Annotated in this window: 19 protein-coding genes; 10 read left to right on the forward strand and 9 right to left on the reverse strand. The window is 68.6% G+C overall.

Features of this window, described 5'->3' with window-relative positions; genetic code table 11:
- Window positions 1-11 precede the first annotated feature (11 nt).
- The 3 genes from FHR32_RS42830 to FHR32_RS42840 are packed head-to-tail and all read right to left on the reverse strand — an operon-like array spanning window position 12 to window position 1,420.
- A complete protein-coding gene (locus FHR32_RS42830) occupies window positions 12-710 on the reverse strand; it encodes a hypothetical protein (protein ID WP_221465273.1) in 699 nt (232 codons plus the stop codon).
- Window positions 664-1,185 (reverse strand): IS701 family transposase, encoded by a 522-nt coding sequence (locus FHR32_RS42835; RefSeq protein ID WP_221465274.1) that lies wholly within the window; start codon window positions 1,183-1,185, stop codon window positions 664-666. The genes FHR32_RS42830 and FHR32_RS42835 overlap by 47 nt, the downstream gene beginning before the upstream one ends.
- A complete protein-coding gene (locus FHR32_RS42840) occupies window positions 1,154-1,420 on the reverse strand; it encodes a hypothetical protein (protein ID WP_221465275.1) in 267 nt (88 codons plus the stop codon). The genes FHR32_RS42835 and FHR32_RS42840 overlap by 32 nt, the downstream gene beginning before the upstream one ends.
- A gap of 143 nt (window positions 1,421-1,563) precedes the next feature.
- Between FHR32_RS42840 and FHR32_RS05565 the strand changes: the two genes are divergently transcribed.
- Entirely contained in the window at window positions 1,564-2,124 is a 561-nt protein-coding gene (locus FHR32_RS05565; protein ID WP_246465993.1) for a helix-turn-helix domain-containing protein, read from the forward strand.
- 100 nt (window positions 2,125-2,224) lie between these two features.
- Here the strand turns inward: FHR32_RS05565 and FHR32_RS05570 are convergent, their stop codons facing one another.
- Both FHR32_RS05570 and FHR32_RS05575 read right to left on the reverse strand, forming a co-directional pair.
- Window positions 2,225-3,004, reverse strand: a complete 780-nt coding sequence (locus FHR32_RS05570; RefSeq protein WP_184753075.1) for a transposase family protein — start codon at window positions 3,002-3,004, stop codon at window positions 2,225-2,227.
- A gap of 188 nt (window positions 3,005-3,192) precedes the next feature.
- Entirely contained in the window at window positions 3,193-3,741 is a 549-nt protein-coding gene (locus FHR32_RS05575) for a hypothetical protein (RefSeq protein ID WP_184753076.1), read from the reverse strand.
- A gap of 274 nt (window positions 3,742-4,015) precedes the next feature.
- Between FHR32_RS05575 and FHR32_RS05580 the strand changes: the two genes are divergently transcribed.
- The 9 genes from FHR32_RS05580 to FHR32_RS47635 all read left to right on the forward strand — a co-directional run bounded on the left by FHR32_RS05580 (window position 4,016) and on the right by FHR32_RS47635 (window position 13,463).
- Entirely contained in the window at window positions 4,016-5,251 is a 1,236-nt protein-coding gene (locus FHR32_RS05580) for an IS701 family transposase (RefSeq protein ID WP_184753308.1), read from the forward strand.
- A 445-nt stretch (window positions 5,252-5,696) separates the two neighbouring features.
- Entirely contained in the window at window positions 5,697-6,590 is an 894-nt protein-coding gene (locus FHR32_RS46585; RefSeq protein WP_184753220.1) for a reverse transcriptase domain-containing protein, read from the forward strand.
- A 564-nt stretch (window positions 6,591-7,154) separates the two neighbouring features.
- On the forward strand, window positions 7,155-8,438 hold the full coding sequence (ltrA, locus tag FHR32_RS05590; RefSeq protein WP_184753221.1) for a group II intron reverse transcriptase/maturase: 1,284 nt from the start codon (window positions 7,155-7,157) through the stop codon (window positions 8,436-8,438).
- Between the two features lie 38 nt (window positions 8,439-8,476).
- A complete protein-coding gene (locus FHR32_RS44080; RefSeq protein WP_184753222.1) occupies window positions 8,477-9,073 on the forward strand; it encodes a group II intron maturase-specific domain-containing protein in 597 nt (198 codons plus the stop codon).
- 93 nt (window positions 9,074-9,166) lie between these two features.
- On the forward strand, window positions 9,167-10,387 hold the full coding sequence (locus tag FHR32_RS05600; RefSeq protein WP_312882034.1) for an IS110 family RNA-guided transposase: 1,221 nt from the start codon (window positions 9,167-9,169) through the stop codon (window positions 10,385-10,387).
- Window positions 10,388-10,715: 328 nt separating this feature from the next.
- Window positions 10,716-11,204: a DUF4158 domain-containing protein gene (locus tag FHR32_RS05605; RefSeq protein WP_184753310.1), complete on the forward strand. Its 489-nt coding sequence runs from the start codon at window positions 10,716-10,718 to the stop codon at window positions 11,202-11,204.
- Window positions 11,205-11,567: 363 nt separating this feature from the next.
- Complete coding sequence (locus FHR32_RS05610; protein ID WP_184753311.1) at window positions 11,568-12,773, forward strand: erythromycin esterase family protein; 1,206 nt, start codon at window positions 11,568-11,570, stop codon at window positions 12,771-12,773.
- Between the two features lie 102 nt (window positions 12,774-12,875).
- Window positions 12,876-13,256, forward strand: a complete 381-nt coding sequence (locus tag FHR32_RS05615; protein ID WP_281390838.1) for a serine integrase family protein — start codon at window positions 12,876-12,878, stop codon at window positions 13,254-13,256.
- A gap of 111 nt (window positions 13,257-13,367) precedes the next feature.
- Window positions 13,368-13,463 (forward strand): fascin domain-containing protein, encoded by a 96-nt coding sequence (locus tag FHR32_RS47635; protein WP_425584235.1) that lies wholly within the window; start codon window positions 13,368-13,370, stop codon window positions 13,461-13,463.
- Window positions 13,464-13,646: 183 nt separating this feature from the next.
- On the opposite strand, the gene FHR32_RS05620 is transcribed toward FHR32_RS47635, so the two are convergent.
- The 4 genes from FHR32_RS05620 to FHR32_RS05635 are packed head-to-tail and all read right to left on the reverse strand — an operon-like array spanning window position 13,647 to window position 18,900.
- Complete coding sequence (locus FHR32_RS05620; protein WP_184753312.1) at window positions 13,647-15,470, reverse strand: GH39 family glycosyl hydrolase; 1,824 nt, start codon at window positions 15,468-15,470, stop codon at window positions 13,647-13,649.
- 47 nt (window positions 15,471-15,517) lie between these two features.
- Window positions 15,518-17,140: a glucoamylase family protein gene (locus tag FHR32_RS05625; protein WP_184753313.1), complete on the reverse strand. Its 1,623-nt coding sequence runs from the start codon at window positions 17,138-17,140 to the stop codon at window positions 15,518-15,520.
- 9 nt (window positions 17,141-17,149) lie between these two features.
- On the reverse strand, window positions 17,150-17,959 hold the full coding sequence (locus FHR32_RS05630) for a carbohydrate ABC transporter permease (protein ID WP_184753314.1): 810 nt from the start codon (window positions 17,957-17,959) through the stop codon (window positions 17,150-17,152).
- Window positions 17,956-18,900, reverse strand: a complete 945-nt coding sequence (locus tag FHR32_RS05635; protein ID WP_221465276.1) for a carbohydrate ABC transporter permease — start codon at window positions 18,898-18,900, stop codon at window positions 17,956-17,958. The genes FHR32_RS05630 and FHR32_RS05635 overlap by 4 nt, the downstream gene beginning before the upstream one ends.
- Between the last annotated feature and the right edge of the window lie 2 nt (window positions 18,901-18,902).

Consider the following 18,902-nt stretch of genomic DNA (forward strand, 5'->3'; position numbering starts at 1 on the left):
GGGCCTGTAGTTCAGCGGGCGGGGGCCTGCTCGACCAGTTGCGCCACCAGCGTTGCAGCAGTGCGCAGGGGGTCAGCCAACCGCGGACGTAGCGGACGGCGCGGGGCCAGCACAGTGGCACGGGTGGCACTGTGGCGGTGGGCCCCCCTCTCTCCGCCGTCGGTGTCGGCCGGGGCGGGCGGGAGGTGTGGTGGCGGGACCGGATCGGCGGGCCGGGCATGCCGGCAGAAGGTGAACGCGCAGGCCACCAGGGCCCAGTGGCGGCGGATCGCGGCATCGGAGCGGACCTGGAAATCGGCCCACCCGAGTTCGTCCTTGACCTGCTTGTAGCCCTGTTCGATCCACGTCCGCAGGCCGTAGAGGCGCACGATCTCGGCCAGGCCGGCGGCCGGATGCGGGCTCCAGGCCGCACGGACGCTCCCAGGGCGGGGCAGGTTGGTGGCCAGATACCAGGTCGCCTTGGCCGGCAGCGTCGCCGGGTCGGCGGTCGCGACGATCAGCCGGACCGCCTGGTGCGGGCCGTAGCCGCCCAAGACCGCGTCCGCGGCCCACCACACGGTGCTACGGCCATCGCGAAACCGCCGCACGACCTTGGTCCAGGCGCCCGGCGCTTGGGGACCTCCCCAGGCAAGCTCACGGGCGGCGTCGATCGGCGTGTGCGCCTCATCCACCGGAGCCCAGGAGCCCTGGTGCGGCTTGAGCGCGAGCACGAACGGCCAATCCAGCGGCCCACAGTTCAGCGGTGAAGGCCGCATTGTCGCCGTAGGCGCAGTCGGCCACCAGCGCCCGAAACGGCACGGCGGCGGCCTGAGCCCGACCTGCCAGAGCGGCCGCGAGCTGCGGCTTGGTGCGAAATGCCGGATCGCTGCGGCCGCGAGGCAGCCGAGCGGCGGGGGTGTAGGGCACCGCGTGCAGCGGGTAGTAGACCCGCTCGTCGGCCCAGAGTGTGGTCACCGCCACGATCCCGTTCTCGATCTTCCCGACCGAGCCCAGATACTGGTGGGCGGTGTGCGCGGTGGCGGTGCCGTCCTTGCGGTCCCCGGTGTCATCGACCACCAGCACCCCGCCCGCATGCGGCGCGGTCACCGGATCGGCCCGCAGCAGCTCAAGGCGCCGGGCGTTGACTTTCTCGTGATCCCACGGCGACTCCGACTCAGAAGAACTGCAGCCGCTGCACCGCCGCATTCTGGGCCCCGACCACCGGCTCCGCACCGGCCAGGGCCGTCAGCGTCTTGTTCCGGTCCCGCGGCAACAACAGCCCGGCCAGATATTCGCGGAACCCCCGGCGCTGCGCGAGCGAGCACCACAGATCATCGAACCGGGCCGCGTACTCCTCCAACGGACCCGGCGCCGGTGGACACGGACGCCGCGCGGTCACCACCACGACCACCCCCGAACAGCACCAACTACCCCTATCCACCGGCTTACCGCGACATCGACCCCATGTCAACAAACCACCGTAGTGCTCCGTTCCTGAATGAGGGCTGATATCCCTGTTGACCTGGGGCGATGATGGTCCCAGGGGGGATTGTCATGCCGAAACTGCTACATGCGCGTCCACCGATGGACGCCGAAGAGGAACGACAGATCCGCAAGCTGGCCGGGGCCCGTCACGCCCCGGGCGACTGGATCATGCGGGCGCAGATCATCGCGTTCAGCTGGCAGGGACTACGCACCAGCGCCATCGCCGCCAAGCTGGGCTGTCACATGCAGACCGTGCGCGAGCGGATCGAGCGCTTCAACACCGAAGGCCTGGCCGGGCTCGGCGACCGGCCCGGAGCGGGCCGCAAACCCCGGATCACCGAGGTCGAACGCGGGCGCATCATCGCCCTGGCGCGCTCGACCCCGCCCGGACGGCTGGCCCGCGACGAGGCCGGCGACCTGGCCGCGGCCGACGAGAGCGGCCCACCGCAGTGGACGCTGGACAGCCTGACCGCCGCCGCCCGCGCGGCAGGTATCACCGTCGCGCGCAGCCAGGTCCGCCGGATCCTGCTCAAAGAGAAGGTTCGCCGGCGCCACACCCGCTCCTGGACCGAATCGACCGATCCGGACTTCGCCCCAAAAGGCACCCTCCGGGATGAAACTGGGGGTGGAGCTGTCCGTCGACGTCGGCCGGTTCATTGAGATCGTTCCAACTTGAAGTTGCTGGTCAGGGGCCTGGTGTGATCCGTTGAGGGCATGCTCTGGCTGGTGGTGGGTACTGATCATGGTGGGTGATCATCGGTCAGCGGGTGTGTTCGGTGATGGCCAGGACCATCAGCGCGCGGAGCAGCTTGGTGACGTGGATGGCGTCCAGGCGGAGCTTGGTGAGGATGCGCCAGGCCTTCAACGTGGCGAAGCCGTGCTCGACGGGGGCGCGTTCGGCGCTGATGAGCCGGTTGACCTGCTTTTGCGCGGGGGTGAGGGGCCTGCCGCGGGTGGCTTTGCGGCCGGTGATGATGACCGGATTGTCGTCATCGTCGTCCAGGCCGACGAAGCCGAGGTCGGCGATAGCGCCCAGCCCGGCCTCGCGCAGGCGGGCGGTGAGGCGGTTGTGCCGGGCGGTGGTGATCTCCGATGCGCGACCAGGCCGGACGGCGGAGACCCACAGCAGGTTGCCGCGGGTGTCGGTGAGCGCCACCACGAGCAGCCCGTGGGCCTTGTGCTTGCCCGAGTAGTTCCTGCGGTTGTCGGCTCCGGTGCGGCGGCGGGTGCGGATCAGGGTGCCATCCAGCAGGACGACCTCACCACCGGCTTTGGCGATCTTCTTCAGGGCGCGGTCCAGGCGGGGTGCGCGGGCGGCGAGCAGTTCGACGGTCTCCAGCATCCAGCGTCGCACGGTGGAGGCCGAGACGTTGTTGGCGCCGGCCATGTCGGCCAGGCGCTGGTCATGGCGTAAGACGGCCAGCACGATGGTGGCGATCTTCCCGGCGGGCAGTTTCCGCCAGCGCGAGCCGATGGTCTTGAGATGAGCGCGCAGCAGGTCGGCCAGGAAGGTGAGGGTTTGGGTGGACAGCGGCAGCATGCAGGAGTAGACAGGCGAGGGCGTGTCTTCGGCGGACGTCGAAGCCTTCGACGTTGTCGATGTCGTGGTTTTGGTTGTGGTCACACGCCGCCAGGCCCCCGCCGGGGACACGCTCGGGATGTTTCACCCGGGCAGGGCCTGGCCAGGGGCTGCGGGAAGCGGCAGTGGGCGCAGTGGGCCGCCCGAGGTCAGGGGGCGAACGCGCCGCTGGGGGTCTTGCGCAGCCAGCCCCGCTCGGCCAGCCGGTTCAGCTTGGCCCGCACGCCTTCGACCTGCCCCGATTCGGTGGAAAGGCTGAGCTGGGCGCAGATCGCCTTGCAGATGAGGGGGCCGTCGGCGGCGCGTACCGCGGCCAGTAGCGCCTGGTAGTCGGCGGGCAGCTCATCAGTGCCGGCAGCGTGGTGACGGTGCGGGATCAGCAAACCGCCGGGCACGGGCACGGACGCGGGTACGGGTACGGGTATGGGGCGCAGCTCTATCCCCTGGGAGGCCTGCTCTGCTGCCTGGGCTGGGGTGAGCATCACCTGGTAGAACGGCGTCGGCTCACCGCCGGGCTCGCCGGGTGCGTTGAGCTGCTCGGCGGGATCGTCGGCGAGGAGTTCCTTGACCACCTGCTCGGCCACACGCAGCCGGTCCATCTCGTCTTCGGTCTCGGCCAGTTGCTCGCGCAACCGATCGGCGTGCGTGCCCAGCGCGACCAGGCGCATGGTGATGCGCTCCAGCAGCGGTGACGACATGGCTTCCCCCGGCCGACAAGACAACGATTACCTGGCGAGATCACCAGGACACGGACGATAACGACCCCAGGCCGGGCAGCGCAGACGAAAGCCGGAAGATCCACATTTGCCCCCGGCGGACGATCGAGACCCATGATCCCAGCCGTCTACCAGGAGAGAGCACACTCAACACCGCCAGGCCACCCCCTCCGACCTGCGAGGACAGGATGGAACTAGTAGGGCTTGGTTACCTCGGGTAGGGGACGGTATGTCACCTGTTTGGGGGTGAGGGAAGATGACCCCTCAAGAACTCGAGGCCGTGCGGGCGCGGCTGGAGACGTTTGCCGCTGAGATGTTCTCCGGTTTCGCCCGTGCTGATCAGCGGCGGTGGGGCGAGCGGTATGTGCGCGGCCTGCTGACCGACGGAGCGCGGAAATCGATGGAGCCGATGGCGGCCCGGCTGGGCGTGGACCGCCAAGGGCTGCAGCAGTTCTGCACCGATGCCCCCTGGTCGCATCAGCTGGTTTTGGCCGAGCTGGCCTGGCGGATGGACGCGGCGATCAACCCGGCCGCCTGGGTGGTCGATGATGTGTCCTTTGTCAAGGACGGCCAGGAGTCGCCGGGCGTGGCCGCGCAGTATTGCGGGGCGCTGGGCAAAACCGCGAACTGCCAGGTCGCGCCGAGCGTGCATCTGGTCACCGACGCCGCCTCCTGCCCGGTGAACTGGCGGCTGTTCGTGCCCGAGCAGTGGGATCCGGCCTCACCGCGCACGGAGGATCCGGCCGCGGTGGCGGCACGCCGGCAGCGCTGCCGGATCCCCGCCGACGTCGGTCATGTGCCCAAGTGGCAGCTGGCTCTGGACATGATCGACGAGCTGGAGAGTTGGGGGCTGGATCCGCCGTTGGTGGTCGCCGATGAGGGCTACGGTCAAGACGGGGCCTTTCGCCTGGGCCTGACCGAGCGCGATATTCCCTACGTGGTGGGGGTGCGTTCCGATACCGCGCTGCTGGAGGCCGAGGCCTGCCGCAGCGTCGCGCCGTATGCGGGGACCGGGCGGCGGCCGGTGCCCCGCTACCGGCAGCGGCGCATCAGCGCCCGGCAGTTGGTGCTGGAGGGCGGGCGGCGCGCGCTGCACACAGTGCGGTGGCGGATGGGGTCCAAGGGGCCGTTGCGCTCGCGCTTTGCCGCGCTGCGGGTACGGCCGGCGGGCGTGCGGATCCGCCGCGCTTACGCGGGCGGGGAGTTGCCGGTGTGCTGGCTGCTAGCCGAATGGCCGCCCGGTGAGCCGGAGCCGGTCAAGTACTGGTTGTCCACGCTGGAGGCCGATGTTCCATTGCGGCGTCTGGTGGGTCTGGCGAAGATCCGCTGGCGCATCGAGCACGACTACCGTGAGCTGAAGACCGGCCTGGGCCTGGACCACTTCGAGGGTCGCACGTGGAGCGGTTGGCATCATCACGTCACCCTGGTCTCGGTCGCTCACGCGTTCTGCACCCTTGAAAGGCTCAACCCAAAAGCGCCGGCTGCGGCTTGAGCACCTACCGGGTCATCGCCGAGTTGCAGCTGCTTCTGGCCTGCTGGGCCGGTATCTGCCCCACCTGCCGCCGCGCGTTACCCAGACATGCCCAGCCCGTCCCCACCTAACCAAGCCCTACTAGCTCATTGGCGGGGAACTCCTCGGGACCATGTGAACCACCCCGGGGAGGCCACGACGAAGGTCTGCGGCGTAGTCGTGGCGATGCCGCAGGGGTAGAGCTGGACGCCTCACCTGTCGATCGACTTCGTGACGAACGTGGGAACCGTCCGGTGCCGCCCTCGCCCCGCGCGGCCAGCGTGGCGGAAGGGCAGGCGCGACGTCTGCTGATGGCATCGGGCGGGGCGGAGGCTCCGTAGTAGTCCGAGGCCGGGAAAGCCGGCCACATGGCGAAGGGAGCCAGCAAGTCAGTGGTGGAAGTACTGGAAGACCAGGAGGTTCGCTGGTGAATACGAGTGATCCGTCGTGGGGCCTGTTGAGGGCCGAGCGACGGGTACTGGAGATCCAGACCAAGCTGCACCGTTGGGCGACCGATGATCCTCATCGTCGGTTCGACGATCTGTTCAACCTCGTCACCGATCCCGGCTTTCTGCTGATGGCTTGGGAGCGGGTTGCGGGGAACAAGGGCGCACGCTCGGCCGGAGTCGACGGGATAACCGCCGCCTTCGTCCAGGAACGGATCGGGACTGAACAGTTCCTGGAGGAGTTGCGTGAGCAGCTCAGGAACCAGACGTTCCGGCCCGTTCCGGTCAGAGAGCGGATGATTCCCAAGCCGGGGACGCGCAAGCGCCGCCGTCTGGGGATCCCGACGATCGCCGACCGGGTGGTCCAAGCGTCCTTGAAGCTGGTGCTGGAGCCGATCTTCGAGGCGGATTTCCTTCCGTGCTCGTATGGGTTCCGGCCGAACCGGCGAGCGCACGACGCGATGGCCGAGACGCGCTTCCTGGCATCCAAGACCTACGAATGGGTACTGGAGGGCGACATCAAGGCCTGCTTCGACGAGATCTCGCACCCGGCCCTCATGGACCGGGTGCGCGGACGGATCGGGGACAAGCGCGTGCTCGCGCTGGTAAAGGCGTTTCTGAAGGCGGGCATCCTCACCGAGGTCGGCACGTCCAAGGAGACCGTCACCGGCACCCCGCAAGGAGGGATCTTGTCTCCGCTGCTGGCCAACGTGGCTCTCTCGGTTTTGGACGAGCACTTCGTCCAGGCACCGGGCGGAGCGCGTTCGACCACGAAACAGCGCTGGACCCGCCGCCAGAAGGGGCTGCCCAACTACCGGTTGATCCGGTACGCGGACGACTGTGCGCCACGAACGCTGATGGAGGTTGTGATGTAGAAGATCGCGAGCTTCGGATGCGGTGCTGTGCTGGTGATGGAGGTAGGTCCTCCGGGATCGCTCACGCAGGGGGAGGTCCCAAACCACCGCGAGTTGCTGCGGCTCAATGGCCGTGGTGGTGAGCGTCGCGGAAAAGGCGCACGAGATGCGTCAGGTGTGAGCCGAGAAGGCGAACGAGAGTGAACCACTGATGAAACGTCGAAAGCGTAGCGGCGTCATCGAAACCGGGGTCCAGTTGTTGCCCCGGGATGAGCCTGGCGGGTGCCTGCTTGCTGGCCAGGTGGTGACCGGCGTCAAGGTGGCGCGAGTTCGGCTTGGGCGCCAGTACGGAACGTGGGAACCTGCCGTCTCAGCGGTGTCGGGCGCGTGTTGGAGCGTCCGGCCGAAGGGAGTACCCCAAGCAGCGGACACTGCAAGGGGCCGAGTACCGGGGCGAGGCGGAGGGACGGACCGGCTCGTAGTAGTGCAGAAGCGCCGTAATGGGCGTGGAGCGAAGGGGCCGGGTCGCCCGGAGTCGCTTGGTGGTCAACCGGCTGGTCATCCGATCGGGCCGGGAGGAGCCAGGTGAGCGAACTCAGGCAGCAGGACAAGCCGTTTCAGATCGACAAGTGGAAGGTCTGGGAAGCGTTTCAGAGAGTCAAGGCCAACAAGGGGGCGGCGGGGGTCGATGAGGAGTCGATCGCGCAGTTCGAGGCCGATCGGGACCGGAATCTGTATCGGATCTGGAACCGGTTGTCCTCAGGCTCGTACTTCCCGCCGCCGGTGAAAGCGGTGGAGATCCCCAAGCCGCAAGGGCGAGGGGTGCGGGTGCTGGGCGTGCCGACCGTGGCCGACCGGGTGGCCCAGACGGTGGTGCGGATGTATCTGGAGCCGAAGGTCGAACCGATCTTCCATCCGGATTCCTACGGCTATCGGCCGGGCAAGTCGGCGCTGGATGCGGTTGGGGCGTGCCGGGTGCGGTGCTGGCGGAAGGATTGGGTGATCGACATGGACATCCGGGCCTTCTTCGACACCGTGCCGCATGACCTGGTGCTCAAGGCCGTCGCCAAGCACCTTTCACCGGATCAGCGGTGGATCCTGTTGTATGTCCAGCGGTGGTTGACCGCTCCGATGCAACGGCAGGATGGCACCCTGGTCGCCCGAGATCGCGGGACCCCGCAGGGGTCGGCGATTTCACCTTTGCTGGCTAACCTGTTCATGCATTACGCGTTCGACGCCTGGCTGGCCCGGGAATTTCCGGCGCTTGGGTTCGAGCGTTACTGCGATGACGCGGTGGTGCACTGCGGCAGCCGCCGGCAGGCCGAATACGTGCGAGACGCGATTGCAATGCGTCTGGCGCAGGTCGGCCTGGAGTTGCATCCGGACAAGACATGCATCATCTACTGCAAGGACGCCGACCGGACGGGCTCGCACGAGCACACCCGGTTCACGTTCTTGGGCTATGAGTTCCGGCCCCGGCTGGCCAAGAACAAGCACGGCAAGCACTTCGTGTCGTTCTTGCCCGCGGTCAGCACGCAGGCGATGAAGGCGATGGGAGCGGTGATCCGCTCCTGGCATCTGTCCCGGCGCAGTGACAAGTCTCTGGACGACCTTGCCCGCATGTTCAACAGCATCGTGCAGGGGTGGATCAACTATTACGGGCGCTTCTACCGGTCCCGGTTGCTCTCCTTCCTCCGGCATCTCAACAAGCTCCTGGTGGGCTGGGCGTGCCGGAAATACAAACGGCTCAAACGCCGGGAACGGCGCGCGATGGCCTGGCTGGCCGAGATCGCCCGGCGATCTCCCCGCCTGTTCGCGCACTGGCGTCTCGGCGCTCGTCCTGACGGCTGGGCGATGGGAGCCGGATAAGCCGAGAGGTTTAAGTCCGGTTCTGCGAGAGGCCGGGGGTGCGATTCCCCCGGCCTACTCTCCTCGTCATTCTGGTCTCGGGCACTCGGGAACACACCGAGGCACTGCTCCCCGAAGTAGCGGAAGTCCTCGCCACCGTTGGGCTGCGGCTCTCGGAGGAGAAGACCCTGATCACTCACATCGACGAGGGCCTCGACTTCCTCGGCTGGCGCATCCAGCGCCACCACAAGCGAGGCACCGACCAGCAGTTCGTCTATAACTACCCGGCCAAGAAGGCACTTCGGTCCATCAAGGCCAAGACCAAGGCGATCTGCCGGATGAACGTCAGCCTGCCGCTGGCAGTCCTGCTGCATAAGCTCAACAACGTGCTGCGGGGCTGGACCGCCTACTTCCGGCCAGGGGTCTCCGCCCGCGCCTTCCAATACCTCCGCATGATCGTCTGGCGACAGGTGTTCGGATGGCTGCGACGCAAACACCTCAACGCGGGCTGGAAGGAACTGCGCCGCCGCTTCTGCGACGGCGGATGGTGGCCACGCGATGGAGAAGTCGTCCTGTTCAACCCCGGCTCGGTGGCCACCACGCGCTACCTCCCCCGAGGGACAAAGATCCCATCGCCCTGGCCCAGCACACGCTGAGGACACCAACAGTCCAAAGGGACTTGTGGAGAGCCGGATGCGGGGCCAACTCGCACGTCCGGTTCGGGAGGGCGGCATGGAGAAACGGACCGGGTGAAACCCCGGCACCGCGCTCCATGCCGACCCCACCACGATGTCGAGCTGATGGATGCCTCGGGGCGCAGGTTGGCCAAGGCCCGCCTGCCCGAGGGAGTGGCGGGGATGACCAAGCTGCACGCGATGATCGCCGAGCAGTTCGATGAAGCGGCCGAAGAGGCGGAGGTGGTGATCGGGATCGAGACCGACCGTGGCCTGTGGGTGCAGGCGCTGGTCGCCGCCGGATACACGGTGCTGGCGGTCAACCCGCTGCAGGCGGCACGGTACCGGGAACGGCTGAGCGTCTCGGGCGCCAAGAGCGACGCGGCCGATGCGCACATGCTGGCCGACATGGTCCGCACCGACTCCCACCAGCTGCGCCCGGTCGCCGGCGACAGCGCCGAAGCCGAGGCGATCAAGGTGGTGACACGGGCGCATAAGACATTGATCTGGGAACGGACCCGCCATGCTCAGCGGTTGCGGCACGCGCTGCGCGACTACTTCCCCGCGGCCCTTCAGGCGTTCGAGGACCTGGCCGCGGCCGACACGTTGGAGTTGCTGGCCAAGGCCCCTGATCCCGCGTCGGCGGCCAAGCTGACCATCAGCCAGATCAGCGCCGCGCTCAAACGCGCTCGCCGCCGGGGTGTTGCCGACAAGGCCGCTGCGATCCAGGCCGCGCTGCGCACCGCGCACCTGGGCCAGCCCGCGGCCGTGACCGCTGCCTACGCCGCCACGGTGGGTTCGGCGGTTGCGGTCCTCACCGTGCTGGGCGAGCAGATCAAGGCTCTGCAAGGGCAGGTGGAGGACCATTTTGGCCGGCACCCGGCCGCTGAGATCGTCTTATCGCAGCCTGGGCTGGGGCCGGTCCTCGGCGCCCGGGTGCTCGCAGAGTTCGGCGACGCCGAAGGCCGCTACGTCAGTGCCAAAGCACGCAAGAACTACGCCGGCACCAGCCCGATCACCCGGGCTTCCGGCAAGAAGAAGGTCGTGCTCGCCCGATACGTGCACAACGACCGGCTCGTCGACGCCCTCGATTCTCAAGCCTTCACCGCCCTGCAGGCCTCGCCGGGTGCCCGCGCCTACTACGACCGGCTCCGCGCCCGCGATGTCTGCCATCACGCTGCCCTGCGCCAGGTGGCCAACCGCCTCGTCGGCATTCTGCACGGATGCCTGAAGACCAGCACTCTCTACGACGAGGCAACCGCCTGGTCACACCACACCAAACCCCTTGCCGCTTGACACCTAAGCTCCTGGGATGTCTTTACGTCTGGTGGCGGCGACCCGAGCGGAGGGCCTCATCGTGCAGGCCACAACGTTATTGATCTTGTACTGCGGCTTTTCGGCGCACCTTGGCTGGACCCCACTGTCTGTTCAATCTGGTGACGGCAGCGATCGACCGGTACGGCTACATCGTGGTGTGGCGGGACATGTCGAAGCTGTCGCGGTGCTCCAAGGCCTGGAACTCCTATAGCTACGACGAGCCGCAGAGTAGCGGTGGGCAATCTTGCAGATTCGTTGCGTAGTGGTTGCAAGAGGGTCAAACCCAAAGCAGGGCCCTCTGGGATTCATGACCGTGATCCCTGTCTGTTCGGAGATCACGGGCTGGAGGGCCGAGGTGCGTGCGGAGTGGGACCCAAATGAGCTCATCGGTTCGTGGACCCTGGTCGAGGGAAACTGGGAGCTGATCAAGAACAAATCCGGGGCGACACGCCTGGGGTTCGCGTTGATGCTTAAGTTCTACGAGATCGAGGGACGGTTTCCCGCAGGTCCGGAGGAGATTCCACAGGTTGCGGTCGCCTACGTCGCGTCGTTGGTAAAGGTCGAGCCGGGAATGTTCGCCAAGTACCGCTGGTCAGGCCGAACGATCGAGTACCACCGCAAGCAGATCCGGGAGGCGTTCGGGACGCGGCCGCCGACCGAGGAGGACGAGGAGCGGTGGGCGCGGTGGATGGCCGACGAGTTGTGCTCGACGGAGACGAACCGGGACCGGCTGGCTGAGGCGGTGCGGCGGCGGTGTCGGGGGGTGACGAGCATGCGAACGAAAAGTCTCGTTTAGCGGGGCTCGGAGTAGGGGTTAGCGTGAACGGCCGCTCTAACGTGCTTACCTGCGGAATCGTGCTGCTCGGGACGTCGTCTGGGCCGCTTGCGGGTAACGGTTCGCGTGACCGTGCACGGGATCAACGCCAGGAATGTCCGCAACGCCGCCGAATGGCGCGGAGCGTAAAGGCGGTAGCCGTGCGGCGAGCGCTCGGCCAGCGGCAGGATCCCCGCCTCCTCGTAGTTGCGCGCCGTTTGGTGTGCAGGCCGTACTCGCGCACCAGATCGATGAGCCGCAATCACGCTTTGAAGGTATGCCGTCATTAACAGGTGGAAAAGCCATCAAAGTTTACACTTTGGGTTCAAAGATACAGTCGAAGGCATGACAGTTTTGATCCGGGACGCCGCCCATCCCTTCACCGGCGGCGCCCTCACTGCGCTCCTGTCTCCCGCCACCCGGCTGCTCGGCCTCGGCGAGCCCACCCACGGCGTCGAAGTCTTTCCCGAGCTGCGCAACGAACTCTTCCGCCACCTCGTCGAACACGAGGGCTACCGCTCGATCACTATGGAGAGCGACTGCCTGTCGGCCCTGGCCGCCGACGCGTACGTCACCGACGGCATCGGGACCCTCGACGACGCGATGAGCCTAGGCTTCAGCCACAGCCTCGGCGCCTCACCCGCCAACCGCGAGCTCGTGCGCTGGATGCGCGCCTACAACGAACAGCGTCCGCCGCACGAGCGGCTCCGCTTTTACGGCTTCGATGGCCCTCTGGAGATGACCGGCCCCGCCAGCCCTCGCCCAGCTTTGACCGCACTGCACGACTACCTCGCCGCCCACCTCGACCTGGCCTGGAGTCGCGAGACCCTCGACGATCTGCTCGGTTCCGACGAGCGCTGGACCAACCCGGCCGCCACCACGGATCCCACCCAGTCCGTCGGCCGCACCCCCGAGGCCAAGGAACTGCGCCTGGTCGCCGACGACCTGCGCGTGCTGCTCGCCGCGCACGCCCCCCACCTGACGGCCGCCACCTCCCCCGACGACCGGTGGCGCGCCGGCCTGTACGCCCGCACCGCGGCCGGGCTCCTGCGCTACCACGCCGGCATGGCCGGCACCGCGGCCACCCGCGTCGGCACGCTGATGTGCCTGCGCGATGCGATGATGGCCGACAACCTCGACGTCCTCGTCGGCCGCGAGGCCCTTCGCGGCCCCACCCTCGCCTATGCCCACAACCGCCACCTGCAGAAAGACAGGAGCCGCTGGCTGCTGCCGGAGGGCTGGGGCCCCCTGGCGGGCCGGACGCTGGAGTGGTGGAGTGCCGGGGCGATCGTCGGCACACGCCTCGGCGACCAGTACGCCTTCGCCGCCACCACCTTCGGCACCCGCGGCTCCGACATCCCCCAGCCCGACACCCTCGAAGGGCTACTGTCGGCCCTCCCTGACGCCCGCGCCGTCATCGATCCCGTCCGCCTCACCGCGGTCCTCGACTGGAAGCCGACGCCCCGCGTCCCGGTCGACCACACTTACCTCCCCCTTGACCCGGCCACCACCGACCAGACCGACGCCATCGTCTTCGTCAAGGAAATCTGAGCCACCCTATGGCCAGGGTGTCCACTCGCGACTGTTCCGTAAGAGGATCCCTCAACGGAACACCGGCCGACGGGAACGGAGCCCCAGGTCAGGGTCTTCCGTATGGGTGTTCCGCGAACCGTCCCGGTGAAGGGGGGCTATACGGAACACTACGCAGAGCTACTTTGGGTCTCATCGCAGCTTCCCGAGTGGAGGGCCGTCTTCGCCGCGCTGGCCGAGTTCATCCGCGAACTCATCGTCGCCGGCACCCGCGAGGGCCTAGCCGCAGCCAAGGCACGCGGCCGGGTCGGTGGCCGCCCCACCGTGGTCACACCCGACCTGCTACGCGCCGCCCGGGACATGCTGCCCAACCCCGAACACTCGGTGACCTCGATCGCCAAACTCCTCGGGGTGAGCCCGGGCACGCTCTACAACCACATCCCCAACCTGCGCGAACTGCGCGCTGGCCGCCGCCCGTCCGCACTGGAAACAGGCAGCCGATAATCCGCACTCCCTATCAGCGCGGGCTCTGGCCAGCCCATTGTCCCTTTCCGGCGTACTTGGTCTGCCCCCCTAGTTGGCGGCTGAGGACACGTTCGGGAGGAGGAAGCCAACTTGTACGTGGCCGCGGAGAACGCCGGAGCACAGCCGCTGATCGCCAACCGCACCGCGATCGGCCCATGGGAGCAGTTCGACATCGTCGCCGGCTGAACACCGGCATCCGCGTCGGGCGAGCCGCCAGGCCCGCCCGACGCTCCGCACCTCGTCATCGCGCGCATGCGAGCATGCTCGCCATTTCGCGCATGCGAGCATGAGGAGGCGGGCGATCCACCGCCGTCACCGCACGGCGACGGCGGTGAGCCGCGCGGCCGTCACAGCCGGGCGTCCAGGCCGTCACAGCCGGGTGAGCTCCAGATAGGAGACGGCCGGCATGGGGAGGGTGAAGCTCAGCCGCAGGGCCCCCTCCTCCACACGGACCGTGCGGGCGGGTTCCAGCTCCTGCAGGCTGTTCGCCGCGTGGAGCCGGTCCCACTGCCCGCCCTCGGGCCAGTCGGCGCCGCCGCCGACCTCAGCCCAGACCGCCCGGATGTTGGAGTGCCGCTCGTCGATCCGGTGATGGCTGAGCGTGTACTCACCCGGGACCAGCCCCTCGACGGTGAGGGCGACCTCACGGGACAGGCCCTCCTCGCCTCCGGCCTGGTCCTGGTTCAGGGTTCCGTTCCACACCAGCACCCCGACGCCACCGGCGGCCGAGCGCGCCGCCCACATCTCGACCCCCGCCGTGTCACCCGTCGCCGAACAGGCCAGCTCGTCGGCGCCCAGCCGGTCGGCCAGGGCGAGCGCGAAGTAGCGGGGCTTGCGCAGGTTGCCGACGGTGAACAGGCCGAACCCGCCGTGGAAGAGGGCCGGCGGGCGGCCCAGCTCCTCGAAGTGGTCGGAGGCCACCCAGTGGGCCAGCGCGTCCACCCGGCCGGCCGCCGACTTCATCCCGTGCAGCAGGAAGGTCGCCCCGAAGGGTCCGTCGCCGATGCCGTGGAAGTGGGTGGGGGTGGGGCCCCACTCCGTCCACCAGATCGGCGTGCCCTCGCGGCCGTGCCGTTCCAGGGTGGGACGCCAGTCGAGCGGGGCGTTGCCGTAGGTGTGCGTGGAGACGAAGTCGAGCGCGGCGCCCGAGGCGTCCACGTGGTCGATCAGCTCCTGCACCCAGCCGTTGGCCGCCGACGACGGGCCGCCGACGCGGATGTCGGGATGGACGTCCTTGACCGCCGCGGCCGACACGTCGTACAGCCGGAAGAACTCCTCCGGCGTGCCGCTCCAGAAGACCTCCAGGTTGGCCTCGTTCCACACCTCGAAAGCCCAGTTGTCGATCACCTCACGCAGGCCGTAGCGGTCGACGAGGTGCTGGGTGAGGGCGCGGACCAGGTCGCCCCACCGGCCGTAGTCCTTCGGCGGGGAGATGATCGCCCCGTAGCCGAAGACGGTCTTCGAGGGGTCGGAGGCCAGGTCGCGCGGCATGAACGACAGCTCCACGATCGGCCGCATGCCGAACGAGGTGACCGTGTCGTAGACCTCGTCCACCTTGCCGAAGTCGTGCACCGGCACGCCGTCGACCTCCCGGTAGACACCGAGGTCGTCGCAGAGGATCGCGTGGGCGCGCACGGTCTCGACGCCCAGCTCCTCCCGCATCGTCCGCAGGGCCCCGGTCAGCTCGGAACCGATGGGACGGCCGCCCACGGTGTCGGCGGACAGCATGTACGACAGGTGCTCGGAGCCGATCATGTACTTCCACGGCCGGGGCAGGGGCCGCGTGGTCGTGGAGGCGTCGACCCGCAGGGTCACCGTCCCCGGCGCGGCGAGCGGCGCGGCGAACACCGGCTCGGTGAAGGGCCCGGCCGCGTCCATGGTGGTGACGGCCGCGACCTTGTACCAGGCGGGTCCCTGGCCGGTGTCGACGAACCTCGGCTCCGGTACGGCCGGCACGTCGACGTCGCGCTGTTTGGTCGAGCCGTACGGCCCCGCCTCCCGCGGCGCGCGCTGGACGATGTAGCCGATGGCCCCGGCCACCGGTTCCCAGGTCAGCGTGGCGTGCCCGCCACCGGCGGTGGCACGCAGGCCGGCGGGGGCGGCGACCTCGACCTGCCCGGCCGCGGCCACCTCCCCCGACGCCTTGTGGATGCGGGCCTGCCAGTCCTGGCGTGCGGCACCGGCCGTGCTCATGGATATGTCTCCCCGATGGTCGGTCATGCGTGGATGTGGTCGGTCGTTCACTTGGGGGGCACGACGGCCCACTCCTCCTCGCCCAGCACGGGGGCGAGCTTGGCCGTGACGTCGCGGGTCGCGAAGTGGCGGCGCAGGCTGTCGTCGGCGAGCGCGTTGCCCAGCGCCATCATGATCATGCCCTGGTCGAGGGCGAGGTACTGTCTGGCGACCTTGCCGCTACGCACGGCCACCGCGTCGTAGAACCCTCCGGGTCCGTAGGAGTCGAAGTCCGCCTTGATCTTTGCCAGGTTGGTCAGGGCCTCGCCGGGCGCGTAGCGCAGTGCGAGGAAGGACGCGTGCGGGGTGACCACTCCGTCCCCGTAGGACGCCGGCTCCGGCTGGGCCTCCCGGCAACCCTCGAACCCGTAGTCGACCGAGGTGCGCTCCTGGTCGGAGGTGTAGCCCGGGGTGTCCATGCCGATCGCGTCCACACCGTACTCGCGGTAGCCGCCGGCCGGGTTGCCGGACGGGGAGAAGCCCCAGTAGCCGTACTTGGCGTCGTTCATGCCGTGCTCGATCTGGGCGGCCACGTAGACCGGCTGGTTGCGCCCCCAGCTGCGGGCGCCCCAGACGTCCTCGGGCACGAGCTGGGGCACCATCAGCTCCTCGAACATGCTGCCGCCCCAGGTGGGCACCAGGCGCATGCCGCGGTAGCCGTACGTGCCCTCGAAGACCCTGACGCCCCGGTGCGTCTGCCAGGTCCCGACCGGCTTCTGCTCCGCCCAGGACCAGTCGCAGGTGTCGGGGAAGGTCCGCCACATGCCGTAGTAGTGCTCGGGCGGGAGCTGGCCGAGGGCGATGCCGACGTAGGTGGCGATCCGGACCTCGGTGAGCGCGCCGTAGTGGTGGCAGGTGGAGTAGACCGTGGTCCCGGAGCCGTTGTAGTCGCTCTCGACCGAGCAGCCGGCGGGCTTGGCCGGCCAGAACCCGCCGCGCAGCAGGCCCGTGCCCGCGTCGGGCTGCGCCGCCGGGTCGTAGTAGGAGCGGAAGTCCATGCCGCCGAGCAGCGTGCCGGCCTGCCTGGATGCCTCGGGTACGGCGCTGCGGACCATCATCAGGGCGGCGGCGAGCCAGCCGTTGTCCACGCTGGACAGGAACGGCTGGACGGCGGAGCCGTCCTCCGGCCAGGTGCGCACGAGCTGGAGGGTGTGCGGGTCGTACCAGTTGTAGAACTGGCCGGTCGGGGCGTGACGCTCCAGTTCGGCCGTCGAACCGAGCGCCTTGACGACGCGCCGGCGGGCCTCGCCCGGGGAGATGAGGTGGCTGTCGCGGGCGGCCACCGTGCTCCACAGGTAGCTGGCGATGTTGGTCGGTGAGGTCACCTTGGCGCGGGTGCCCGGGTCGAGCGAGCCGTCGATCTTGTCGGCGGGCAGGCCGGTCGCCGGGTCGACCATCGCGGTCATGGACCCCCAGGTGTCCCTGGCGTAGCGGCGCAGCACCTGCTGCCGGGAGGACGCGACCGCGGGTGAGGGGGTGACTCCGGGAGAGGAGACGGCGGGTGGCGGGGTGGCGGATACCGGAGAGGGGGTGCCGGGTGACGGACTGGCCGACGCGGGAGAGGGGAGGGCGGCGATCAGGGCGAGGGAGGCGGCCAGGGCGGTCGCACGGCGACGATGTCTGGGGGGCATGGGGCTTCCTTACTTGAGTCCGGTGGAGGCGATCCCCTGGGTGAAGAAGCGCTGGAGGAAGACGAAGACGACGAGGACGGGCAGCACGACGGCCACCGCCCCGGCGATGAGCAGGCCGTACTGGGTTCCCTGGTAGCCGTTGAAGATCGCCAGGGCGACGGGCAGCGTGTACCTGTCCTCGCTCTGGGCCACCACGGCGGGCCAGAGGAAGTTGTTCCACGAGCCCAGGAAGGTGATCAGGCCGAGCGTGGCCAGGGCGGGCTTGCAGAGCGGCAGGACGATCCGGAAGAAGATCCGGAACTCGCGGGCGCCGTCCACCCGCGCGGCGTGGATCAGCTCGTCGGGGATGTCCGCGATGAACTGGCGCATCAGGAAGATCCCCAGCGGGGTGACCAGGCCGGGCAGGATGATCCCGAGGAAGGTGTTGACCAGGCCGAGCTTGGCGATGAGCACGAACTGGGGGATCATCACCACGATGGCGGGCACCGCCATCTGCGTGAGGACCAGCACGAAGATCACATTCTTGCCGCGGAAGGGCAGTTTGGCGAAGGCGTAGCCGACCATCGAGCAGAACAGCAGGTTCCCCGCGACGACGGCGGTGGCGACCACCGCGCTGTTGAGGAACACCTGCCCGATGTCCATCTTCTCCAGCAGCTCGCCGTAGTTACCGAGCGTCCACTGACCGGGCAGGAAGGTCGGCGGATCGCGCCTGATCTCGGTCTCGGGCTTGAACGAGGTGAGCAGCGTCCAGACGAACGGGAGCACGACGAGGACGAGTCCCACGCTGAGCAGCACGTACGTAGAGGTGCGACGTCTCATCTGGCCCTCCCGATCCGGAACTGCAGGACCGCCAGGGCGACGATCACGGTGAACAGGACGGTGGCCGCGGCACCGGCGTAGCCGTAGTTGCCGGAGCCGAACTGGTTGTAGATGGCGAGCGAGGCCGAGGTGGTCGCTCCCGCGGGACCGCCCCGGGTCATCACCAGCGGCTCCTCCATGAACTGGGCGAAACCGATGGAGCTGTAGACCGTGCAGAACAGCAGCGCCGGGCGGAGCATCGGCAGCGTGACGGAGCGGAACCGGTCCCAGCGGCCCGCGCCGTCGACCTCCGCCGCCTCGTACAGCTCCCTGGGGATGCCCTGCAGGGCGGCCAGCAGGACGACCATGTCGAATCCGAAGCTCCGCCAGGCGGTCATGACGATGATCACCGGGAGTGCGAGGCCCTCGTCGGCGAGCCAGCGGGGGCCGTCCACGCCCACCACGCCGAGCAGCTGGTTGATCAGCCCGGCGTCGGGTTCGAGGAGGAACCTCCAGGCGACCGCGATACCGACGATGCTGGTGACGTAGGGCAGGTAGTAGCCGAGCCGGAAGAACGCGGCGGGCAGCCGGCCGATCCCCGAGTTCAGCGCGACGGCCGCGCCCAGGCCCAGGACGATGGTGAGCGGGAGCGCGGTCACCACGAAGACCAGCGTGTTGACCGCCGCCTTGCGCATGAGCTCGTCGTCGAACAGCCGGAGGTAGTTGTCCAGTCCGACGAGGTTCACCCCGAGGGGGTCGCGCACGTCGGTGCTGCGCATGTCGGTGAAGCCCATCGCGAGCTCGACCAGCAGCGGGCCGGCCCAGAACACCGCAAACGTCACGACGAAGGGCGTCACGAAGACCCAGGCGAGGCCGGTACGGCGGAGCGCACCCCGTGGGCGTTCCCTCATCGGAGCCGGTCCGGTGGAACCGCGCGCGTCCACCCGCTCGCTGACCGCCATGC

This window comes from Streptosporangium album, from assembly GCF_014203795.1.
Classification (GTDB): domain Bacteria; phylum Actinomycetota; class Actinomycetes; order Streptosporangiales; family Streptosporangiaceae; genus Streptosporangium; species Streptosporangium album.